We start from the raw sequence: 19,867 nt of genomic DNA, 5'->3' as shown, positions 1-19,867 counted from the left end.
CCGCCGGCAAAGCCCGCAGCTCCCCCGGCGGCAAAGGCCGCCTAAGGCGTCGAACGCGCGCTTGCGTTCGACATGCGTTGCCGTGCCCGGCTTGTCAGGGATCGGCTTGACAGAGATCCGCTTGACTTGGATCGGCTTGACCTGGGTCAACCGGGAGCAACGCCGACCGGCCTAGGGTCACGAGGACACGCGCCGCCGCACCGATGTCGGCGGCCTCCCCTCGGACAAGGCACAAGCACATGCCCTCTCATTTTCACGCCGTGGTTTGGATCGATCATTCGCAGGCCCGGATCTTCCATCTTGGCCTGAGCGGCTCCGACGAAGTCACGCTGCATCCGCAGCTGGCAACACGGCATCTTCATCACAAGGCCAACGAAATCGGCAGCGGCCACGCCGCGCCCGACGCAACCTTCCTCGCCGAGGTGACCAAAGCTCTCGCCGACGCCGGAGAAATCCTCATCATCGGTCCGGCGAACGCGAAGACCGAGCTCGCCAGCCACATTCGCGCCCATGCGCCCGATCTCGCCAAGCGGATCGTCGCGGTGGAAGCGGCCGATCATCCCACCGACAACGAGATCGTCGCTTACGCCAAGCGTCACTTCAAATTGCCGCTGCCGCGCGTGCAGCCCCCCGGCGCCGCCGCGGGTGAAAGGCACGCCGGCTAGAGCATGATCCGGACCCGAAGGGCCGCGTTAGCGCAAAGTGTGAAGCGGTTTTCCGAAAAGATCATGCTCAAACAAAGAGCTAAAGCGCGATGACGATTCAACCCAATCACATCGCGCTTTAGGCAAGGCGCCTCCGTTTCAGGCCGCCGCCTCGTCGTCGTACTCGGTGAATTTCTTGTAGATCCAGTCGCGGCCGTCGTGACGACGCCAAACCTTGCCGTAGACGAGTTGCCCATTGATTGAGCGGCGCGGCACGATGACGGTCCAGAGATGCCAGATCTCGGTCCAATCAGGCCGTTGGCGGGATGTTTTCGTGAGATCGAAAGCCATGACGGACAACTCGCGCGAAACGCCGCGACGAATGTGATCTCGTGTGAGCCACTGCCGGGTCGTCGCGTGCCGAACGGGTTGATACCATCAGTCAAAATGGCCGCAACGACGCTCCCTGCTTAACCTAACCGATCAACCTTACCCGGCGACGGACAGCCGCGTTGCCGGTTGAAACGCCTGCCTATCTTTCTTAAGATGCAAGCGCGATTTGAGAATGAATGCGCCGTTTCCGAAGAGCGCGCCGGGCTGATTTCAGGCTGAATTTTTCAAGCGACTGACTTGCGCAGGTCGACCATCATGAATTTGCAATGTGGATATTTGCGTCTGGCTATGACTTGGCCGCTCCCGACACCGGTCGCCATACAGCCGCCGGATCAATCGCCGAAGGCTGCCAACGACAATCATCCTGTCTGGCCGCTGGTCCCGTTTCCGGCGGGCTGGTACGCCTCGGGCTAAGCCTTGAAAAGCGCAGCGCCGTGCAAGCGGAGTATCTTCGCTTGGCGGCGTCCAAGCAACGATGCAGCTTAGTAGTGATAGTTCACGCCAATCGTCGCAGCATGGATCGTGTCCTTGAGATGGGCCACGGTGACGCCTTCGGTCGGACTGATCAGTTGGATCGGGCTGTTGGTGCCGAAGTCGTGGTAGTTGTATTCGACATTGGCCGACCAGCACGGTGCAAACGCCCATTCCACGCCGGCCCCCAACGTCCAGCCCGTCCGCATGACGGACGCGCTTGGATCGACCGCGAAACCGGTGGTCGGATTGATATACCCCTCATCGATCTTCTCGTGAGTCCAGGCGACGCCGCCTCGCCCGTAGAACAGCCAGCCTGAGCCATAGGCGTAGCCGAAACGCGCGGTGATCGAGGCGAGAAAATCGTTCTTGATGCCGAACTGCGAGGGCACGGCAAGATTGCCGAGCGCTGGAAAGACCACATGGCTCGCGTGCTGGCTCGACAGGCCTGACCATGCGGCCCGGCCTTCGGCGCCGACGACCCAGTTGGATGCAAATTGATGATCGCAGCCGACCTGTCCACCACCGATAAAGCCGCCTGCGCCGAAATCGACCGTACCGCCGGCGTTGCTGATCGTGCGGTCGTCGCTCGCGCCGCCGCCGAGATGAGCTCCGAGATAGCAGCCGGTCCAGTTGAAGGTGGGTGGAACCATCGGAGGTACCGGCCGCGCATAGTCGGCCGCCGTTGCCGTCGTCGCGGAGAAGGCGAGAAGCGCCGTTGTGCAGAGAGTTCTAAACATATCCGGTCGTCCCCATTGCATGCGCAGAGGTAAAGCACGCGAAGCTGACGCGGAGGTTGTGGCGCGACCAACATGTCGCGGCGACAGTTCCGCCGGCCTGACCAAGCCAATGCGGCGGATACGCTTCTCATTCTCCAGGGAAAATGGAGGAGGCCTAAGCCCGGGACTGGTCGGGGCAGCTGGATTCGAACCAACGACCTGCAGTACCCAAAACTTATCTAGTTCTTTTCCGGCGAGTGCCGGCCAGTGCTGATGATTTCCAATCGATCTACAACATATTGATATTATTGGAATATATTAGGAACCTCATTTTCATTGCTTTCCCGTCGTTTCCGCCCAATAGATGATCCGGTGGCTACTCGGTGGCGACTCTGGGGGAAGCATGCCAATACTGAAACTCGGGCGACGTGCTGTTACCGGCCTGCCGGAAGTGACCAAGACGACCATTTTTTATGATTCAGAACTGACGGGTTTCGGCGTCAAGGTGACGGCCACCGGGGCGCAGTCCTGGATTGTCGAATACCGCCCCGGCGAAGGCGGCAGGCGCGTTGCCAAGAAGCGGCTGGTGATCGGCACGCCGTCGACCTTGTCCCCTGAAAAGGCGCGCGAGGCGGCCGAGAAGCTGTTGGCCAAGGTAAAGCTGGGCGCCGACCCGGCAGCCGATCGAGGCGCCGCCAGGAAGGCCGAAACGGTCGATGAGCTGATCGACAGCTTTATCGAGAAGCACCTGAAACCGAAGCGCAAGGCTGGGACCATCCGGCTCAGCACTGGCTACATCAAAAACCACATTAGACCCGCGATCGGCAAAAAGAAGGCGAACGCTGTCACGCATTCCGATGTCGACCGGTTGCACCGGAAGATCGGCGAAACACACTCTGTGACGGCCAACCGCGTAGTTGCGCTGATCGGCACTATCTATGCATTCGGGCTCAAGGCCAAGGTGCTCCCGAAGGGCACAGAGAATCCGGCTGCCGGTATCGAGCATTTTGACGAGCGGCAACGACAGCGGTACCTCACGGAGGAGGAGCTGCAGCGCCTTGGTGATGCTCTGCGCGAGGCTGAGACTACCGGACTGCCGCAGGTTGTCGACGAGGCCAAGAAGTCGAAGCACGCCCGCAAGCCGGAGAATCGCTTCGTCAAAATCGACCAACACGCTGCGGCGGCGTTGCGCTTGTTGTTGTTCACCGGATCCCGCCTGCGAGAGATCCTCGATCTCCGCTGGAAGGAATATGACGCAGGCCGCGGCCTCCTATTCCTGCCGGATTCTAAGACCGGGCAGAAAACCGTCGTGCTCTCGGCACCCGCTATAGCGATACTGGACGCCCTGCCCCGGGTCGGGCTGTATGTGATCGCTGGCGAGTCGGCTGGAGCAAAAGACGAAACTCCGCGCGCCGATCTGAACCGGCCATGGCGTGCCGTACGGAAGCGCGCTGGCATTGAAGATGTGCGCATACACGACCTACGGCATAGCTTCGCGTCGGTCGGCGCCGGTTCCGACCTTGGGCTGCCGATCATTGGGCGCCTGTTGGGCCACACCCAGGCGAGCACGACGCAGCGTTACGCTCACATTGCCGTCCATCCCGCAAAGCGGGCAGCGGACCTGATTGCAGGCAAGATCGCTGACGCCATGAATGGGAAGTGATTGGGTGCCGAAGAGCACTTAATCACCGAGTGCAAGTAACGAATTGTTAAAAATCGGTTACAAGTGCGGTTTGTGCCGCATTTGTTCCGGTTCGAGTTTGATAGAAGGCACCCAGTGGAATTCAGCGGCATCGTTGGAAACCAGCTAGGGCGCTTTAGCATTTTTCGAAACCAAGCGCACTAGTAGCTACTCGCCGACTGGCCTGCCTTTGCCGGGGCGTTCGCCTTCCTACCTCTGGGGAGTCTCTAGTGAACTTGCTTTCTATCGATGATGTGGCGACCGTCACTGGTCTGTCAGCTTCCACACTTGCCAAGCGCCGCTGCGACGGCAGTGGCCCAGCCTTCTTCAAGATCGGCCGGACGGTGAAATATGACCAGGCAGATGTAAATGCCTGGATTCTGTCGCGGCGACGAACGTCGACGTGGGTTGCCAACGGTGCGGAGGCTGCGTGATGGGGACCAGTAGAGGCGCGTCAATATTCTTGATGAGACTGTCGACGCCAGAACAACGGGCGGAATGGTTTCGCGACCTCGCGCGCAGAGAAATCATGGAGTCACAGCATCTCGCCAACGCGCGCGGCCTTCGGAACTCTAAGGTGGAGGTCTATTCCTTCCAGGAAACGGCGATGGAGAAGTTTATCCAGCTTGCCTTCGTAGAGGAGCGAGATGACACCGAGGCGGATGAGGCGGCTAACCACTTCATCTTGAGCGCAGACTACTACGCGCGCGGATCCATCCCGAACGCCATCCTCTACACGCGGGCGTGCGGGCCGCGAGTCCGCTCCAGCGTCCTAAAGAATGCATGGACGGATGGGAGGTCTGGTTCGGTCCTAGCGCTCAACACATCGTCTCGAATGATGTGCTGGAACTACTTCACCGAAGCAGATCCAGAACACCTGATGGACGCGGATGAACGCGCAGAGCTCGCAAGCCTTGGCGAGACCGTCAGGCTCTATCGCGGCGCCAGGATGAAGCACGACCTCCGCGCAACTGGCTTCGCCCTATCCTGGACACCGGACTACAAGACGGCTCAGAGCTTCGCCACAACACATGGTCACGGCGATGGCAGTGGTGTTGTTCTTGCCGCCGACATTCCGCGTGACGCCATAGCTGCGTGGTGGACGGAATCCGGCAGGGAGATCGAGGCGATCGTTAACCCGCGGCGTGTGCGGAACGTGCGCGCTGTCGAGACCATGTCTCGGCAGGCGGCCTGACGTACCATCGCCTCGGCTACGGCCGGGGCGGTTACATAACTGGGAGGGGTGGATGGCGCTGACCAATGCAGAGAAGCAGGCGCGATGGCGGGACAAGAATGTCATCAAGCTTACTGACCACGCCGTGGATATCGCGGAGAAGCTTATCGAGATGGACGATCAGAAGAAGCTGGCTAAGCTCGCCAAGTTCATCAACGATCATCTGAAGCACCCGGACAGGACCGCATTCCAGCGGCGCGCTGCTCGTGGCCAGGAGGGCATGGAGCATGCTGATGGGCGGCGGTACACCAAGGCCGAGTTGATGGCAGTTAGTTCCTGGCGCGTCGAGGTTGCTGACACGTCCGGCAAACGGTGGTGCAACAACGTGCGGCTCGCCACGGAGAATGAGGCGAGGATCTATGCCGACACCTTCGCGCGCGAACAGATCGATGGTTATGTAACCGCCGAAGTTATCCGAGTTGGCGAGCCGTCGATGCAGACCGTCATCACGGACGATGACGGTAACGTATCGCTCGGCTTTATAGACGGCATGTGCAGCATGATGACGTGGCGTCCGGTTACATAACCAAACGTAACGACCGCACGACCGGCCTTTTTGCCGGGTGCGATTTTGAACCGAGGACCATTATCGTGAAGATACTATCAGTGACGCCATCCTATGGCGGCAGCGAACTTGCGCGCGTGTCCATCGAGGTTGCTGACGGCGTGCGCCTGCATGAGGTGAAGGTTATGCAATCCGGCAGCGTGTTTGCGCGCAACGCGACTCTCGACCGCAACGCAATCAATCAGATTCTCGACCTTGTAAAGGGCGCTCGCCATGAACGTCTCGCTTCCTAAATCTGTTTCTCCAGATCCTATCCGCACTCACTGCGAAATGCTCCACAGCTTGGCCGAAGGCATTGACGGCAAGCTGGTTGTGTCCGTTTTCTACGCCGCTGGCGGCGAAGGCACTATAAGCCACCACCGTATCGGCGACGTCGACGGCATGGTTGCGGCCATAGACGCGCACAGTGGTACCGAGGGCGCGAACGTCTACGCCGGCCTGCAGATCATGCGCACCAGCCTGGCGCGCGGCGAGCGCGGCGGGAAGGATGATGTTGTTGCTGTGCTTGGTCTGGTGGCCGACTTGGATGGCGATACGGGTAAGACTGGCGCCCTACCGTTTGCCCCCAGCTACATCATTGAGACCAGCCCCGGCAATCAGCAACCAGTTTGGCTATTCGATAGACCGCTGACTCCAGATGAAGCCAAGCCGCTTGCCGCTGCCCTGCAGCGCGCGACAGGTTCAGACAGTGGCACCAAAGATATAGCGCACGTCTGGCGCGTCCCCGGAACGAAGAATTGGCCGAACTCGGCCAAGCTGAAGCGCGGCCGGTCGCCTGAGCCTGCGTCAGTACATTGCGCGCAAGAATGGCACGGCGACCTAATCAGCGTTGACGCCTTCCGCTCGGCCTTGGCTCCATGGGCGGTTGCGCCTGAGAGTGAGGTGAAGCCCGTTGAGCTTGGCGAACTGCCAGACGTTGACGGTGTCACGGTGTCTGAGAAGTTGGCCACCTTGCTCGCTGCTAATGACGTTGATGACCGCTCGAAGCACGCCTCCGCGGTCGCTGAGCGTCTCGCCTTTGAAAAGTACGATGCCGAACCCGCTGCGGCATTGTTCCTGTCTGCTACGGGTAACTGGCTAGACCGCTACTCGACCGAGGCAAGTGCCAGGAAAGACTTCGGGCGATTGTGGGGCAAGCCATTCTGCACGAAACATACGGAGATGCGAGAGGCCGGCGCCAGACTGGTGGCGGGGCTGGCCACTCCAAAGCCAGCGAACGATAACGTCAGGGGCGGCGGCATCAGTCTCCTCTCTTTTGAGGAGTATAAGGCGCAACAGTTTGGAACTGCGGAGGCCATGATTAAGGGTCTTGTCCGCACCGGCACGCTGATCGCAGTCGGCGGGAGGCCGGGCGCCGGCAAGACCGCACTCATGATCGCCATTGCGGACGCCCTCGATAAGGGCGAGCCGTTTCTCGGTCGGGAGACGAAGGAGACAACCGTCGCATACATCGCAGCAGAGGACGGCGGCGACGTGGCGAATCGCCTTGAAGCGATCGGCAATACAAGCGTTAAGATCGTAAAATCGCCAGACGGGTTTCCTCTCACAAAGCCGCAACGGGCAGCCGAGATTGCCCGCGAGGTCGTCCGGCAGGCGAAGGCCCTAGACCCGTCCCGCCACGTCATGCTCGTTGTGGACACGCTGCGCGCCGCGCTCGGCGGACAGTCTGTGCTCGACGACAAATACACCTCTCCTGCGCTAAACGCATTGCGCGAGGTTGCCGAGGCCGAGGGCGTTGTCATCGCGGTGTTGAATCACACCAACCGCGAAAACAACAAGGCGACGAAGGGCGAGACGTTGGAGGCCGTCACGGCTCTCGAATTGGTGCTGCTCGACGGCGAAGGCGACTGGCACACCGTGTACGTCGGAAAGAACCGAAGCGGTCCCGGGCAGCGCAATATCGGCAAGGTCCGCTACACCTCCGTGCAGATTGGCGATGTCACTGCGGCGATCATCGAGGAGATGGTTGCGGAAGAAGGCGCTGTTGATGCCCCGAAGGAAAAGGAGCGTCGACCATCCGATAACGCAAAGATCCTCCACGGCATCATCTCTACGGCCATCCTGGACTCCAGAGACCACATCCATCCGTTCGGCAATGACGGCCCCCGAGTCAAGGCTGCGCAGATATCCGACATCCGAGCCAGGTTCTATTCCAGGAAGGAAGGCTTGGAAGACACGAAAAAGAAGGCGTTCACGCGGGCCTTGAACTATTGGATCGAGAAGGAGTGGATCGTCCGCGGCAGTTTCGGTGTAGAGGGCGCCGTCTGGCTGTCCGGGAGGGAAATGTCCCCGCCACAGGGCGATTAGGGGGACAGGACACCACCCAACCAAGCATCTGTCCCTAACTGTCCCTCTAGGACGGGGGGACAGGACAGACAGATATATAGGGTTCTGTCCTGTCCTGTCCCCCACTCAATCCGTGCTCGGAATACATGTTCCTGAACGACACGACGTTGCCAGCGCTCGGTGTCTGGCATCGAGCGCCATCCGGCGAGACAGGTCGGCGGCGACCTTCGTCAACGAGGGCGGCATCATCCTTGTATCCCATCCGCCACACCACAAAAATAGTCGTTTCGTCGCTTTATGATTCCCGTTCCAAAACCCTACTTATGGTCATGAGCGTCATCGCGCGCGCTCCGGCGGCCAGTCCGAACCTGGCGTCGTGATCCACCCAAGGGTGGCGACATGGTGTTTGCCGTACCGGACGGCTCGACGACCAATAACGCGACGCCCATTCGTGGGCAGCCCGGCCGGGCTTTGAGCGGCAACCCCTGAAGTGAAACCTATGGAGACAGCATGCCGTCGCATGCCAACGACAACACTCTCGCCCCCGAATCCCACCGCGCCATCACCAGCACCCATGCCGCAACCCAGCCCCAAGGCAACGTCCGCCCGCACCGGGGTAATCACTGGCCCACAGCAGCCCGCCTGGCCGGCGATATCGGCGGCAAAGACATGATCGCGGCCATGCTTGGCTGGCGCGCCTTCACGGCACAGCCTCAGGTCTGCGTCGCGAACGATAACTTTGCCGGAGACGACTATGAGGGCACGGAGGAGTTGGTGCCCTTCAATCACGACAATCGGCTTCTCCATGACACCGCCGACCGCACGGTGGCTCTACACGGCGAAGGCAAGCCGTGGGCGCCCGGCGAGGAGCGCTTCACGCAGGGTCACCGCAATGCTCCCGAGCGCTCCGTGCCGGCCGGTACCTACACCATGAACGGCACAACGTTGCATCAGGTGGACGCCGAATCCGAGATGATCCGCAAGGTCGACGAGAGCGCTGCCCGCCCGCGCCTGGGCCACGTCTGTGCTCGGTTGCTCGACATGGCTTCGTCGGATGCGACGCGCGCCGAGATTGCTGCAGCGGTCAGGCAGCCGGACTCCGATCGCATCGACCGCTATGTTGACCACGCGATTATTGCCTGGATGCGAGACGACGCCTTCGCTGCGCAGGTCGCCTAACACCGCGATGGTGCGGCGGATTGTCGCGATCTGCCGCAACATCTGCTTAAAATGCACTATGTTTATAGTGTAACTAACTGATTTTATTTCAGAAACGGCTTCGTACAACATCTTAGGAGGCCATATCCGGTTACGGATCGCCTCCTCCCCTTAGGCCCGCCGGCAGCGGTTTCTCCAGCTCCGCGCGGGCCATTTTGTTTGTAGCCGCAACGGTCTCATTGTCCGCATTCGCCTCGCAGTTCGAAGCCATCATCACGCGCGTCGCTGCCGGCGAACCGCTGACCGCCACGCTGCGCGCCCTGAGCCTCCCCGGCAAGTCTGGCTTCGACGCCTGGCTGCGTCGCCATCCCGATCTGCGTGCACGTCTCGATGCTGCTAGGCCTTTGTCCGGTCAAGCTCTGGTCCGTGCGAAGTTCGACAACATTCTCGCGGCCATCCGCGACGGTGCGACCGCTGAGGGTGCTGTCGAGAGTTTCGGCGGCACAGGCACCAGCTTCTTCAAGGTCATAAAATCCGACAAAGCTTTGAAGGCGCGTTTCGTCGCAGCGACCGCCTCTCGCGAGGACGGCGAGAATGCCATCGGCAAATCAGCGACAGGCCGTTGGTCCGAGGCCGATTTCACCAGGGCACTCGATGCACTCCGTGCCGAGCCGAAGGTCGGTATGCAGCGCGTCTTGACCGATGGCTATCCGACTCCCTTCCTCGTGCTCGATAAAGCCCGTCGCGATCCGGCCTTCCGCGAACGTCTTGTTGCAGTAGTGGGCGAGCGTGCCAAGCGTCGCACCGGCCTGCGCAAAGCAGCGCCACGCGTCTATGAAGACGGCCTTCTGCGCCGCGCTCTTTTGCAATTGGATCTGTTTCGGATCGCCAACAAGACGTTCGCGGGACTCGATCCAGCCGATCGTGAAGATTGCACATCGGAAGCCATTTGCGCGGCGCTTGATGGCGAGATCACCATCGACGAGATCAAAACGAAGGGTCGCAAACTGGCTCGTGCGCGGGTGTTTGGCAGCGTGGCATGGCCTGTGTCGCTCGACGCCCCGCATTTCGACACCCGAAACGCAGAACCGCTTGGCGCATTGCTCGCCACACCCTGCCCGATCGTCCATTACTAGGATTCCAATGACCATTCGAGTGAATAGCCCAGCTGCGTGGCGCGGCAGGCTTGTGAAGGTTGCATCAATTGACGGCAGCGATGCCGAGATTGTTTGGATCGGCCGCGATGGCGATGTTGAGACTCGTGATGTGTGGGTCGGCGATCTTGTTTCATTTGGAGACGCCATGAGCACCCAGTCCAACTGGGGCGCGGCAGCCGAAGAGGAATCCAAAATCCGTAGTTGGAGAGCTGCAGACTGATGTGGCCCTTCTCCCGCAAATCCGCAGCAGTGCCAGAAGTCAAATCCGAGTTGACCGACCCGACCAGTGATAGTTGGGCTGCACTCTGCGATGCCGTCGCGGTGTCTGCATCTGGCGTCTCTGTCACGGCTGACTCCGCGATGCGCTGTGCTCCGGTCAACGCCGCCGTTAATATCCTGTCCGACTCCACCGCCACACTGCCTTGCCGCCTGTTGCGTGATGATGCCGACGATGGAGAAACTGCCGCCAAAGAACATCCTGCGTTCCAACTGGTCAACAGCTTCAGCAACGAATGGTCCAGCGCGGCGGAAATTCGTCGCCGCGTAACGCAAGATGCAATCCTGTTCGGTGACGGCATTGGTCTGGTGACGCGGTCCGGTGGCGGTCCGGCCGAGATTCTGTATGCGCCGCGCAATGTGGTCGTGCTTGAATACAAATCTGACGGCGAGCCGGTCTACAATATCGATGGCCAGGCCTACGGCCCGCGTGACGTTATCCACCTGCAGGTGCCGAATCCAAGCAATCCGATGCAGTATCGAGGGCTCGGTCTGCTGCATACCGGGCGAGACGCGATTGGTCTGGCGATCTTGCTGGAGCGTAGCTCGTCAAATCTATTCAAGAATAACGCACGGCCCGGCGGTGTGCTGTCCTTCAAGGGCAGTCTCAACGCCACTGCAGCCGGTCGGATTGCCCAGATGTGGCGATCCGCACATGGTGGCGACAAGGCCGGCGGCATTGCCGTCCTCGACAACGAAGGATCGTACTCACAGGTCGCTTTTAGCAGCGTTGACGCCCAAGCCGTTGAAATGCGCGCGTTCGCGGTCAGTGAAATCAGCCGGCTAACTCGCGTCCCGGCTACGCTGTTGTCGGATATGAGCCGTGCAACATGGTCCAACTCGGTGCAGCTCGATCTGCAATTCATCAAGTACGGCCTGCAACCGTGGCTGCGCGCTTGGTGCGATGCCTATTCCCGCACACTTTTGACGCCCGAAGAGCGCGCCTCGCTGCATTTCGAATTCGATATGTCGCAGCTTCTCCTGGCCGACACGACGGCCCGTGCCGCGGCGTTCGCGCAGTATCGCTCTGCCGGCGTGATGACCGCGAACGATGTAAGGCGCGAACTGAATCTTCGGCCCCTTCCAGATGGCAACACCCTGGCGTCTCCGCATGTGCAATCGCCAGCCAATGATAACTCTAACCCCAAGGATCAAGCGGCTTGAAGACTCTTGAGCATGGCCACGCACGCCTCGACGTAAAGAGTGTTGCCGAAGACGGCACCTTCCAGGGATACGCTTCGCTATTTGGCGTCACCGACCTTGGCAAGGATGTCGTCAATAAAGGTGCGTTCACGAAGTCGCTCGCTTCAAAGCCCGCATCGCGCGTTCGAATGCTGCGCGAGCATGACCAGTCTGAGCCGATCGGTGTATGGACTTCAATCAAAGAGGATGCCACTGGCCTGGCAGTCTCTGGCCAGCTTGTGCTCGACACCGTGAAGGGACGCGAGACGCACGCGCTGCTCAAGGCTGGCGCGCTTGACGGTCTGTCGATCGGCTATCGCACCAAGTCCTCACGGCTCGATAAGGCCAAGGGCATCCGCATGCTCGATGAAGTCGAGCTACACGAGATCAGCGTTGTTACATTTCCAATGCTGCCGGCAGCGACCGTTCATGCGGTCAAACATAATGGTTCGTCATTCCGCGCGCTTGTCGACGCCATCAATTCTGCGCGCGATTCACTGAAGGACTAATCGTTAATGACTTTTCACTCTGGACTGGAATTCAAATCGTCGGCCGAGCTTTCGGAAGAAGCCGGCGTGACTGAGATCAAGACCGCGCTCGAAAATCTGACCAAGGACGTCAACACCAAGACCGCTCCGGTTGCCGACCTGGAAAAGCGCCTCGCGGCTGCTGAAGCAAAGCTCGCCCGCCCGAACATTCAGACCGAGAAGAAGACGGACGAGGCCAAGGAGCTGGAGGCGAAGGCCTTCAACACCTTCATTCGCAAAGGCAAGGAAGCGCTCGATGCTGATGAAGTGAAGTCACTTCGCGTCAGCGACGACACGGCCGGCGGCTATCTCACTCCCGATCAGTTCTCGACCGAGTTGGACCGTAACGTTGTCTTGTTCTCGCCCGTCCGTCAGGTCGCGCGCGTGCTGCCGACCGGTTCGCCGGAAGTGCGTTGGCCCAAGCGAACCGGCGGCATGACTGCAGCCTGGGTCGGCGAAACCCAGTCACGGCCCGAAACCAGCGTCACCTTCGGCCAATCCCGCTATGCGGTCTGTGAGCTGGCCGCCTATGTCGACGTTTCGAACGCCATGCTGGAGGATTCGTCCTTCGACGTGGCCGCCCTGCTCGCTTACGAATTCGGTGAGGAATTCGGCTTCGAGGAAGGCAAGGCGTTCGTTACCGGTCAGAGCACGCTTTCGCCAGCCGGATTCATGAACGACCCCGCAATCGCTTACACGCCGTCCGGCGCCTCTGACACTTTCGTAGCTGACAATCTGATTGATCTGTTCCACGGCATCAAGGCCCCCTATCGGGCCAACGCTGTGTGGGGCATGAACACCACCACGCTCGGAAAACTCCGCAAGCTAAAGGACGGTGAGGGCCGCTACTTCGTCAACATTCAGGGCATCGACAACACTCCGGTCACGACCATCCTTGGCCGACCCGTCGTCGAAATGCCTGACATGCCCGACGTGGGTACCAACAACTTTCCCGTGATCTTCGGCGACTTCTCGCAAGGCTATCGCATCTTCGATCGCATCGCGCTGTCGATTCTCCGCGATCCCTACAGTCAAGCGACCAACGGCATGACCCGCTTCCACGGGCGACGGCGTGTTGCCGGTGGCGTTGGCAAAGCCGAGTCCCTGCGCAAGCTCAAGATCGCGACCTCCTAAACAACATCGGGCGGCTGCGCATCGTAGCCGCCCTCACCTCTCATTTAAAAGGAATTCCCATGCGCGATCTCGCGAACAACCTCCACTTCAAACCGGCCTTCAATCCCGGCGCCGCGGTCACCGACAACACGGCACAGGTCTCGGCTATCCTCGACACCTATGGATACGGTTCGGCCGTGCTCGCCTTCAACACTGGCACGCTGTCCGATGCCGATGCCACGTTCACGGTGCTGCTGGAAGAGTCGAACGATCCGGCCATGGCAGGCGCAAATGCGGTCGACGACAAGGACATGATCGGCACCGAGGCATTGGCATCATTCCGCTTTGATGATGACAATGAAGCCCGAAAGCTCGGATACATCGGCTACAAGCGATACATTCGTGCCACGGTCACGCCGGCAAATAACACGGGCAATTTGTTCCTGGCTGGACTGTGGGTGCTCGGTCGGCCGACGTCGGTCCCGACTGCCAACCCGCCGCAGTAACGAGTTGACGTACTGCAAGGGGGATTCCGCGACAGTGGAATCCCCCGCCGTTTCTCAACACGGAGCCAATCATGACGGCGATCCTGTCACCATCGCAGATCATCAAGGCAGTCCTTGATCGTCACGTTGAATTGGACGAAACGCTTGCCGCTGAACTCGTCGATGCCCTTGAGGCTGCTGGTTGGCGTTTTGTTTTCAATCGTGATCCTTAGTGCCCTTCGCAGCGCCGCGTTTGTGCACCTGTGGCCGCGTCGTACCGGCCGGAAAGCGGTGCGAGTGCTCCATCAAACGCAAGGCAGAGAATGATAGGCGCCGCCCTACCGCGCAGGCTAGAGGATATGGGCAAGCATGGCGTGATGCGCGTAAGGCTTGGCTTGCAGCGCATCCTAAATGCGTTATGTGCGGTGGATCCGCAAATGTTGTCGATCACCGCATTCCTCATCGTGGCAACATGAAGTTGTTCTGGGACCGTAGTAACTGGCAGAGCCTATGTGCTTCGCCATGTCACAACAGGCACAAGCAGCGAGACGAACAGTGATACCGATTGAACAGTTCGATGCAGAGATCCGGTGCGGTCGTGAGTGGGTGCCATGTGTCGTGCATGGTGTAGCTGGCGATGACGCAATGCCTCAATGGGTTGTGTCTTTCGAGGATGACGACGGTCTAACCACGCTGATGCGCGTGCGCGACGTGAGGCGCATAGAGGCTCGCTGAGGCGTCGTCGGATTGATGGCACCGCGCCGCCTCCATCTCGATTGAATGCACAGACGCTGCGCGCTGCTGGCTGGCTATGCCCTCACCGGGTGGTCGCAGACTTTAGCCGATCGCCAGATTACCGGCGGCCAACCAACGCACAAGAGATGCCCAAATTCCATCATTCCTTAAATTAGGTCCGAAGTGGACCGCATCACCGCACTAGTCGCGATTCGCGCACCTTAAGCTTCGCCTGGAACACCTCCAGCGATACCCGGAGTTCATCGAGAAAATGGCCACACCGAAGTTACAGGGCCTCGCCAAGGCAATGGCCATGTTGGAGCACAACATGGAGGACGGCGCAGGGAAACTGCTGGCTAAAATCGAGTCACTCGGGTCTCGTGGCGAGGCCGCTCTAGCCAAGGGCCACACGAAAATCGACGGCATTGGCAGCCGCGTGGCCGAGGTTGAAAGCTTTGTTACTGCACTGGAGGGCGCTAATGGTGGCGACCCTTTAGAGGGCACCGCGACGCCAGCGCCGAATAGGTGGCCATAATGGCGTACGCCACCCTCGATCAACTGAAGGCGCAGGTCAGCACGGCCTTCGCAGATGACGACGATCTGCTACAGCACTACCTGGACGCTGCGGAGGAGTACGTTCGCGGCTTCCTCGCCGACGACCCAGAGGCCGACGATCCGCCTTCGCCTGTGCCGGACACGGTGAACCAGGCGACGCTGTTGATCGCGGCGGCATGGTATCAGAACCGAGAGAGCGTGGTGAACACATCCCGTGGGAGCCTGCTGCCCGAGGAAATCCCCTACGGCGCACATCAGTTGCTCAACCAGGTTAGGGGTTGGGCCTTTGGCTAGAGATCCCAAGCCGGTTGCTGACGCAATCCGTGCGGTCCCGAAGCCGCCTGCGCATTTTGGTCCGTCCGCAAGGGCGGAATGGAAGCGCATCATGCCCGTCTTGGTGAAACGGCGCGTGCTTTCCCCTGCCGACCTTCATGCTGCAGAGCGCTTCTGCGAGGCCGCATCGGATATCGCTGATGCGCGCGAGGCCATTGCGCAGCAAGGCGGCTACATCGAGAACCGACTTGGCGAGACCAAGCGCCACCCGGCCTTTACGACGCTTCGCGAGGCAACCGCCAATAGCAAGATGTGGGCGTCGGAATTGGGCTTGACCCCGAAGAGTCGCAACAAGGCGGGCGCGACCGAAGACGGCGATGATGGTAATGACAATCCATTGGCGGTGAACTGATGACGGCGGCAGGAAACCTGACGGAGAAGGTAACGCTTCTGGCATTGGTAACAGTGCCTGACGGTGCTGGTGGCTCCACGCAGAGTTGGGAGCCCCAGTTGACCGCGCGAGCCGAGATACGCGTCCTAAAATCAGGCGAGGCGATTCTTGCAGGCCGGTTGCAAGGCGTCGAGACTTTCGTAGCAACCGTACGCTATCAGGCCGCCATGGCTGCTGCGAATAGCACCAGCCGATTGCGCAATGAGCGCACCGGTAAGGTGTTTAACATCAGTGCGATCACTCCGGATCAGCGACTGCAATGGGTCGACATCTTGTGTCAAAGCGATGAGCTGTGACCGGCAGCACATACCCCGCGTGGATCTATGATGACTCGGAGATTCCGGATCCTCTCGGATTTGGAGAACGAGCCGTCAAGTTTCTGCGCCTTCTGAAGCATCCCAAATCCACCCTCCCCGGTAAAGCCTTCGTGCTCAACCCATGGCAGGAACGCGTGGTTCGCGCGATCTATGGACCACGGCACGAGGACGGTAGGCGCATCGTCAACACCGTTGTCATGTTGTTGCCTCGCGGCAATCGCAAGACATCGCTCGGTGCCGCGCTGGCCCTGCTGCACACCATAGGCCCGGAAAGAATGCCCGGCAGCGAGGTCATCTTTTCGGCCTCGGATCGTAAGCAGGCTGGCATCGCGTTCAAAGAGGCGCGCGGCATCGTTCAAGCCGATAAGCGGCTAGTGAAAGCCACGAAGGTCTATGACGCCTTCAACAGTGCAAAGAAGATCGCCTATCCGAAGGACTCGGTAGAGCTGGAGATTATCTCTGCCGATGCGCCCTCCTCCGAGGGCCGCACGCCCGCCTTCGTGCTCGCGGACGAGACGCACATCTGGCGCGGCAAAGACCTTTGGACCGTCCTGACCAACGGCCTCGATAAGATCGATAACAGCCTGCTGGTCGTGACCACAACCGCAGGCCGCGGCACCGACAACATCGGGTATGAGATCATCGATCGGGCGCGCAAGATTGCGCGCGGCGAGATCGTCGACCCGACCGTGTTGCCGGTGTTGTTTGAGGCCGAACCGGACTGCGATTACACTAGCGAGGAAGTCTGGCGCCGCGTCAATCCTGGCAGCGAGCACGGCTATCCCTCGATTGAAGGATTTCGGCGTCACGTTAAGCGCGCGAAGGATAACCCGACCGAGCGCAGCAGCCTGAAACGGTACAAGCTAAATATTTGGGAGGACAGCAGCACGTCCCCATTTGTCGACATGCTCACATACGATGAAGGTGCCGGCGAGATCGATCTAGCCGCCCTTGAAGGTGAGCCGTGCTGGCTGGGCGTCGACCTTAGCTCCAGTATCGACCTCAGCGTGGTTGTCGCGTGCTTCCGCGATGGCGAAGATTATATCGTTGTCCCCTACTTCTTCTGCCCGGCTGATAATTTGCGCGACCGACAGGAGGCAACAGGCGCGCAGTATCTCGATTGGGCTGCGCGTGGCCTGATTGAGGCGACTGTCGGCAACGTGATTGACTTCCGCCGCGTTGAGGAATGCATCCGGGAACTGTGTGAGCGCTTCAGCGTGCAGGAAATCGCGTGCGATCCTGCGATGGCTCGTAACCTGCTCAACAATCTGTTGGAGGATGGGCTTCCAGCGATCGAACACCGGCAAGGCTCGCTTTCGATGATGCCGGCAATCGCCGAACTACAGCGCGCCATTATCGGTCGCAAGTTCAAGCATGGCGGCCATCCTGTCCTCAGGTTCTGCTTCTCCAATGTCGAAGCGGAGACCAACCCGGCAGGGCATATCACGCGATTCACAAAGCAGAAGAAATGGCTATCGATCGATGGCGCACAGGCCAGCGCCATGAGCGTCAACAGAGCCAGTGCTGGCGGGAGTGCTGCGGTGACGTCGCTGTATGACGATCCCGAATGGGAAAAGGCGCTGGCGGGGTTTAATTAGAGATGTCTTATGCCTTAACCGTACTCTTGTTGCTGTCCGGCTTTGTGGTCGGCTGGGCCGTTGCGGCTTTCTTCGGAAGCCTGATTGAGATTCGCAACAATCTGCGAATTAGCCATTGGTATTTCGATCGCATCTTGACCTGCATGGAGGCGTCGCATCCTTCGTCCGGCCAGGATAGATCGAACCATGCTGATGACTTGGAAAACTGAGTTGCGGATGGCAATGACGGCGGCAGCGTAGCAACCATGTGCACCGTTTTTGCAAATTCTCCGTTGCGTTGGTTCTCTTTGATGAGAACATCGCTCGGAGACAGGACCTCAAGGCCATTGAAGTCTAGCGGTGCTGGAGCGCGGTTGTAGATTGTAACATTCAGCCGCGCTGAGCGTATCCCTCCGGCACCGCTGCTGAATTCCAGCTTGTGCTGGATCATAGGGCGCTCTTGCCACTTGCCCCAGAGAGTTTTGATAGCAAAGCCGCCAATTGCAGCACCAACGCCGAAGGTGAAGACATTGTTGAGCACGGACCAGATGACGCTTGGTATCCCGCTCATTTCTTTGCCTTCACCGACCGGAAGGTAGTCCCCGGTTTCGGCCAACCGTCCTCGCCGAAGCCGCCGTCGAGATAGGCTGATCTGGTCACGCCAATTGGCGTGACCAGTAGTCACGACGCAGTGCACTAATCTGGACTCGAAATCCACCGTATGGCGAAAGCGCGCCCTCTCGTACATGTGCGGTGAAGGTCGACAGTCCCTCGGAGAGGTGGCGCACAGTTTCCATGATCGGTTTGTCGGTGCTGTGATAGTGCTCGAAGTATGATCGGACCATGTAGAAGTGATCCCACGCCTTCTCGATTTCAGCGATTGAACGCCCTTCGCGCATTTCGCTGTTTAGCTTGTCTAATAGAGCCTTGGCGTCGTCCATCACAATGCCCCTTTGTTTTTCGCCTTCAACCCCAGCTCGACGAGCCTCCGAATCGCTTCCGACCGCGACGGCATGTCGGGCTGATGTGCAGCCCACTCGTCTAGTCGCGCCATGAACTCGTCGGATAGGCGGAAGGTGCGAGCGGGATCGGTGCCCGTTGCTGGCCGACCGGCGCCGGGGCGCTTTCCGCCAATTGATTTACGTATTGCGTTTTTCACAATTCAGTATTACGTTTTTCAGGCTTGCGACGCAAGCGGCTCGCCATGATGTTACGAGCACCATGACGAGCCTGACCCGAAACGTGAGGTAAGTCATGTCTCAGGCTAAGGCCGAGAATAGCACACCAAAACCCATATCCCGCCAAGTAGTCGAGGCGCAGATCGATCTGCTTATCGACATGCTGAATACGATGGACGGTGACCCCGACGCCGAGCCATCCCTCGGCTTCTCTAACGGCGGCTACCGTCCCGAGGATCAGCCGCAGGAGGGCTTTGCTCTGCACATGAACGCAGATGCCGGGCGGGATATGGAGGACGAACACGACGGCGCGGAGCCGCACGAGGACTCGGAGCCGTCTCTCGGCTGGACCTCGCAAATCAACCAGACGTCGCCCGGCTGGCAGGCGAACCATCTCGGCACCGTCGACCTAGAGGCCGGCGTCGGGCCGGTGCGTAAGAAGCGACCCGCATCGAGGACGGGCAATCGCGTGTTGGCTATGGTCGAGGTGTTCTAACGATAACACCGGCCGGCGGCGCTGCTGTGACCCCCAGTCCCGCCACGCCGCCGAGGCCCGCCCCAGCAATGGGGCGGGCTTTTCTTTTGATGGTGGCTACTCGGTGGCGATTTGGCGATTCCTTAGCTTTTGGGCTTCGAGCTAAGTGGTTGATTTTATTGGTCGGGGCAGCTGGATTCGAACCAACGACCTGCAGTACCCAAAACTGCCGCGCTACCAGGCTGCGCTATACCCCGAATGTCCGGCGAGCCCCGTCGATACACGCTTCCTGGAGGGCCATCAAGCGTCCAAACTGCCCGGCTTCGGCGGCCGTGACAGGGCCTTAAGAGCCTATTTGCTGCCGAACAGGGGGTGCCCGACGCGGTCGCCGGGGCGGATGCCGTATTTCTGGGCT

25 protein-coding genes and 1 tRNA gene are annotated in these 19,867 nt (G+C 59.8%); 21 read left to right on the top strand and 5 right to left on the bottom strand.

Going from position 1 to position 19,867, the window contains the following annotated elements; genetic code table 11:
- Positions 1 to 239: 239 nt before the first annotated feature.
- Entirely contained in the window at positions 240 to 665 is a 426-nt protein-coding gene (locus tag AOQ71_RS30450) for a hypothetical protein (protein ID WP_057754806.1), read from the top strand.
- Positions 666 to 803: 138 nt separating this feature from the next.
- On the opposite strand, the gene AOQ71_RS30445 is transcribed toward AOQ71_RS30450, so the two are convergent.
- Together AOQ71_RS30445 and AOQ71_RS30440 are read right to left on the bottom strand one after the other, a co-directional pair.
- Positions 804 to 995: a hypothetical protein gene (locus AOQ71_RS30445; RefSeq protein WP_057754803.1), complete on the bottom strand. Its 192-nt coding sequence runs from the start codon at positions 993 to 995 to the stop codon at positions 804 to 806.
- A gap of 524 nt (positions 996 to 1,519) precedes the next feature.
- On the bottom strand, positions 1,520 to 2,248 hold the full coding sequence (locus AOQ71_RS30440) for an outer membrane protein (protein ID WP_057754800.1): 729 nt from the start codon (positions 2,246 to 2,248) through the stop codon (positions 1,520 to 1,522).
- A 382-nt stretch (positions 2,249 to 2,630) separates the two neighbouring features.
- Here AOQ71_RS30440 and AOQ71_RS30435 point away from each other — a divergent pair, with 382 nt between their 5' ends.
- From AOQ71_RS30435 to AOQ71_RS30355, 19 genes are all read left to right on the top strand, one after another.
- Complete coding sequence (locus AOQ71_RS30435; protein WP_057754797.1) at positions 2,631 to 3,890, top strand: tyrosine-type recombinase/integrase; 1,260 nt, start codon at positions 2,631 to 2,633, stop codon at positions 3,888 to 3,890.
- A 248-nt stretch (positions 3,891 to 4,138) separates the two neighbouring features.
- Positions 4,139 to 4,342 carry a helix-turn-helix transcriptional regulator gene (locus AOQ71_RS44065; RefSeq protein WP_083514603.1) on the top strand — a complete coding sequence of 68 codons (204 nt, stop codon included), beginning with the start codon at positions 4,139 to 4,141 and terminating at the stop codon, positions 4,340 to 4,342.
- A gap of 95 nt (positions 4,343 to 4,437) precedes the next feature.
- Positions 4,438 to 5,103: a hypothetical protein gene (locus AOQ71_RS30430; RefSeq protein ID WP_157083699.1), complete on the top strand. Its 666-nt coding sequence runs from the start codon at positions 4,438 to 4,440 to the stop codon at positions 5,101 to 5,103.
- A 52-nt stretch (positions 5,104 to 5,155) separates the two neighbouring features.
- Complete coding sequence (locus AOQ71_RS30425) at positions 5,156 to 5,668, top strand: hypothetical protein (protein ID WP_057754791.1); 513 nt, start codon at positions 5,156 to 5,158, stop codon at positions 5,666 to 5,668.
- An 80-nt stretch (positions 5,669 to 5,748) separates the two neighbouring features.
- Entirely contained in the window at positions 5,749 to 5,940 is a 192-nt protein-coding gene (locus AOQ71_RS46060; protein ID WP_057754788.1) for a hypothetical protein, read from the top strand.
- Positions 5,921 to 8,014, top strand: coding sequence for an AAA family ATPase (locus tag AOQ71_RS30415; protein ID WP_157083697.1), 2,094 nt, complete (start codon positions 5,921 to 5,923; stop codon positions 8,012 to 8,014). Before AOQ71_RS46060 ends, AOQ71_RS30415 begins: the two co-directional genes overlap by 20 nt.
- 489 nt (positions 8,015 to 8,503) lie before the next feature.
- Entirely contained in the window at positions 8,504 to 9,172 is a 669-nt protein-coding gene (locus AOQ71_RS30410; protein ID WP_057754780.1) for a hypothetical protein, read from the top strand.
- 218 nt (positions 9,173 to 9,390) lie between these two features.
- On the top strand, positions 9,391 to 10,287 hold the full coding sequence (locus AOQ71_RS30405; protein WP_057754777.1) for a hypothetical protein: 897 nt from the start codon (positions 9,391 to 9,393) through the stop codon (positions 10,285 to 10,287).
- Between the two features lie 7 nt (positions 10,288 to 10,294).
- Positions 10,295 to 10,528 carry a hypothetical protein gene (locus AOQ71_RS30400; RefSeq protein ID WP_057754772.1) on the top strand — a complete coding sequence of 78 codons (234 nt, stop codon included), beginning with the start codon at positions 10,295 to 10,297 and terminating at the stop codon, positions 10,526 to 10,528.
- The gene (locus AOQ71_RS30395; protein ID WP_057754769.1) at positions 10,528 to 11,748 is read left to right on the top strand and encodes a phage portal protein; all 1,221 of its coding nucleotides are present in this window, start codon (positions 10,528 to 10,530) and stop codon (positions 11,746 to 11,748) included. Before AOQ71_RS30400 ends, AOQ71_RS30395 begins: the two co-directional genes overlap by 1 nt.
- On the top strand, positions 11,745 to 12,275 hold the full coding sequence (locus tag AOQ71_RS30390) for an HK97 family phage prohead protease (RefSeq protein ID WP_057754765.1): 531 nt from the start codon (positions 11,745 to 11,747) through the stop codon (positions 12,273 to 12,275). Before AOQ71_RS30395 ends, AOQ71_RS30390 begins: the two co-directional genes overlap by 4 nt.
- A 6-nt stretch (positions 12,276 to 12,281) precedes the next feature.
- A complete protein-coding gene (locus AOQ71_RS30385) occupies positions 12,282 to 13,427 on the top strand; it encodes a phage major capsid protein (protein WP_057754762.1) in 1,146 nt (381 codons plus the stop codon).
- A 59-nt stretch (positions 13,428 to 13,486) separates the two neighbouring features.
- A complete protein-coding gene (locus AOQ71_RS30380) occupies positions 13,487 to 13,912 on the top strand; it encodes a hypothetical protein (protein WP_057754759.1) in 426 nt (141 codons plus the stop codon).
- 71 nt (positions 13,913 to 13,983) lie between these two features.
- Positions 13,984 to 14,124, top strand: coding sequence for a hypothetical protein (locus tag AOQ71_RS45495; protein ID WP_157083696.1), 141 nt, complete (start codon positions 13,984 to 13,986; stop codon positions 14,122 to 14,124).
- A 773-nt stretch (positions 14,125 to 14,897) separates the two neighbouring features.
- Entirely contained in the window at positions 14,898 to 15,161 is a 264-nt protein-coding gene (locus tag AOQ71_RS30375; RefSeq protein ID WP_057754756.1) for a hypothetical protein, read from the top strand.
- Complete coding sequence (locus AOQ71_RS30370; RefSeq protein WP_057756630.1) at positions 15,161 to 15,475, top strand: head-tail connector protein; 315 nt, start codon at positions 15,161 to 15,163, stop codon at positions 15,473 to 15,475. The genes AOQ71_RS30375 and AOQ71_RS30370 overlap by 1 nt, the downstream gene beginning before the upstream one ends.
- A complete protein-coding gene (locus tag AOQ71_RS49825) occupies positions 15,396 to 15,866 on the top strand; it encodes a phage terminase small subunit P27 family (RefSeq protein ID WP_283809626.1) in 471 nt (156 codons plus the stop codon). The genes AOQ71_RS30370 and AOQ71_RS49825 overlap by 80 nt, the downstream gene beginning before the upstream one ends.
- The gene (locus AOQ71_RS30360; protein ID WP_057754753.1) at positions 15,866 to 16,201 is read left to right on the top strand and encodes a phage head closure protein; all 336 of its coding nucleotides are present in this window, start codon (positions 15,866 to 15,868) and stop codon (positions 16,199 to 16,201) included. Before AOQ71_RS49825 ends, AOQ71_RS30360 begins: the two co-directional genes overlap by 1 nt.
- Complete coding sequence (locus AOQ71_RS30355) at positions 16,198 to 17,820, top strand: terminase large subunit (protein ID WP_057754751.1); 1,623 nt, start codon at positions 16,198 to 16,200, stop codon at positions 17,818 to 17,820. Before AOQ71_RS30360 ends, AOQ71_RS30355 begins: the two co-directional genes overlap by 4 nt.
- Positions 17,821 to 17,827: 7 nt before the next feature.
- Here the strand turns inward: AOQ71_RS30355 and AOQ71_RS30350 are convergent, their stop codons facing one another.
- Together AOQ71_RS30350 and AOQ71_RS30345 are read right to left on the bottom strand one after the other, a co-directional pair.
- Positions 17,828 to 18,415 carry a hypothetical protein gene (locus AOQ71_RS30350; protein WP_057754748.1) on the bottom strand — a complete coding sequence of 196 codons (588 nt, stop codon included), beginning with the start codon at positions 18,413 to 18,415 and terminating at the stop codon, positions 17,828 to 17,830.
- A gap of 40 nt (positions 18,416 to 18,455) precedes the next feature.
- Entirely contained in the window at positions 18,456 to 18,740 is a 285-nt protein-coding gene (locus AOQ71_RS30345) for a hypothetical protein (protein ID WP_057754744.1), read from the bottom strand.
- 313 nt (positions 18,741 to 19,053) lie between these two features.
- Here AOQ71_RS30345 and AOQ71_RS30340 point away from each other — a divergent pair, with 313 nt between their 5' ends.
- Positions 19,054 to 19,473: a hypothetical protein gene (locus tag AOQ71_RS30340; protein ID WP_057754741.1), complete on the top strand. Its 420-nt coding sequence runs from the start codon at positions 19,054 to 19,056 to the stop codon at positions 19,471 to 19,473.
- A 159-nt stretch (positions 19,474 to 19,632) separates the two neighbouring features.
- On the opposite strand, the gene AOQ71_RS30335 is transcribed toward AOQ71_RS30340, so the two are convergent.
- Positions 19,633 to 19,709, bottom strand: a tRNA-Pro gene (locus AOQ71_RS30335).
- Positions 19,710 to 19,867: the final 158 nt, after the last annotated feature.

Origin of the sequence: Bradyrhizobium manausense (assembly GCF_001440035.1) — a bacterium.
In the GTDB taxonomy this organism is placed as follows: Bacteria; Pseudomonadota; Alphaproteobacteria; order Rhizobiales; family Xanthobacteraceae; genus Bradyrhizobium; species Bradyrhizobium manausense.
This window is presented reverse-complemented; position numbering and strand designations above follow the sequence as displayed.

What these genes read in the sequence shown, in the direction of transcription:
- AOQ71_RS30450 (WP_057754806.1), top strand. Translation starts at nt 240, where the DNA reads ATGCCCTCTCATTTTCACGCCGTGGTTTGGATCGATCATTCGCAGGCC.
- AOQ71_RS30445 (WP_057754803.1), bottom strand. Translation starts at nt 995, where the DNA reads ATGGCTTTCGATCTCACGAAAACATCCCGCCAACGGCCTGATTGGACC.
- AOQ71_RS30440 (WP_057754800.1), bottom strand. Translation starts at nt 2,248, where the DNA reads ATGTTTAGAACTCTCTGCACAACGGCGCTTCTCGCCTTCTCCGCGACG.
- AOQ71_RS30435 (WP_057754797.1), top strand. Translation starts at nt 2,631, where the DNA reads ATGCCAATACTGAAACTCGGGCGACGTGCTGTTACCGGCCTGCCGGAA.
- AOQ71_RS30430 (WP_157083699.1), top strand. Translation starts at nt 4,438, where the DNA reads ATGGAGTCACAGCATCTCGCCAACGCGCGCGGCCTTCGGAACTCTAAG.
- AOQ71_RS30425 (WP_057754791.1), top strand. Translation starts at nt 5,156, where the DNA reads ATGGCGCTGACCAATGCAGAGAAGCAGGCGCGATGGCGGGACAAGAAT.
- AOQ71_RS30415 (WP_157083697.1), top strand. Translation starts at nt 5,921, where the DNA reads ATGAACGTCTCGCTTCCTAAATCTGTTTCTCCAGATCCTATCCGCACT.
- AOQ71_RS30410 (WP_057754780.1), top strand. Translation starts at nt 8,504, where the DNA reads ATGCCGTCGCATGCCAACGACAACACTCTCGCCCCCGAATCCCACCGC.
- AOQ71_RS30400 (WP_057754772.1), top strand. Translation starts at nt 10,295, where the DNA reads ATGACCATTCGAGTGAATAGCCCAGCTGCGTGGCGCGGCAGGCTTGTG.
- AOQ71_RS30395 (WP_057754769.1), top strand. Translation starts at nt 10,528, where the DNA reads ATGTGGCCCTTCTCCCGCAAATCCGCAGCAGTGCCAGAAGTCAAATCC.
- AOQ71_RS30385 (WP_057754762.1), top strand. Translation starts at nt 12,282, where the DNA reads ATGACTTTTCACTCTGGACTGGAATTCAAATCGTCGGCCGAGCTTTCG.
- AOQ71_RS30380 (WP_057754759.1), top strand. Translation starts at nt 13,487, where the DNA reads ATGCGCGATCTCGCGAACAACCTCCACTTCAAACCGGCCTTCAATCCC.
- AOQ71_RS45495 (WP_157083696.1), top strand. Translation starts at nt 13,984, where the DNA reads ATGACGGCGATCCTGTCACCATCGCAGATCATCAAGGCAGTCCTTGAT.
- AOQ71_RS30375 (WP_057754756.1), top strand. Translation starts at nt 14,898, where the DNA reads ATGGCCACACCGAAGTTACAGGGCCTCGCCAAGGCAATGGCCATGTTG.
- AOQ71_RS30370 (WP_057756630.1), top strand. Translation starts at nt 15,161, where the DNA reads ATGGCGTACGCCACCCTCGATCAACTGAAGGCGCAGGTCAGCACGGCC.
- AOQ71_RS30360 (WP_057754753.1), top strand. Translation starts at nt 15,866, where the DNA reads ATGACGGCGGCAGGAAACCTGACGGAGAAGGTAACGCTTCTGGCATTG.
- AOQ71_RS30345 (WP_057754744.1), bottom strand. Translation starts at nt 18,740, where the DNA reads ATGGACGACGCCAAGGCTCTATTAGACAAGCTAAACAGCGAAATGCGC.
- AOQ71_RS30340 (WP_057754741.1), top strand. Translation starts at nt 19,054, where the DNA reads ATGTCTCAGGCTAAGGCCGAGAATAGCACACCAAAACCCATATCCCGC.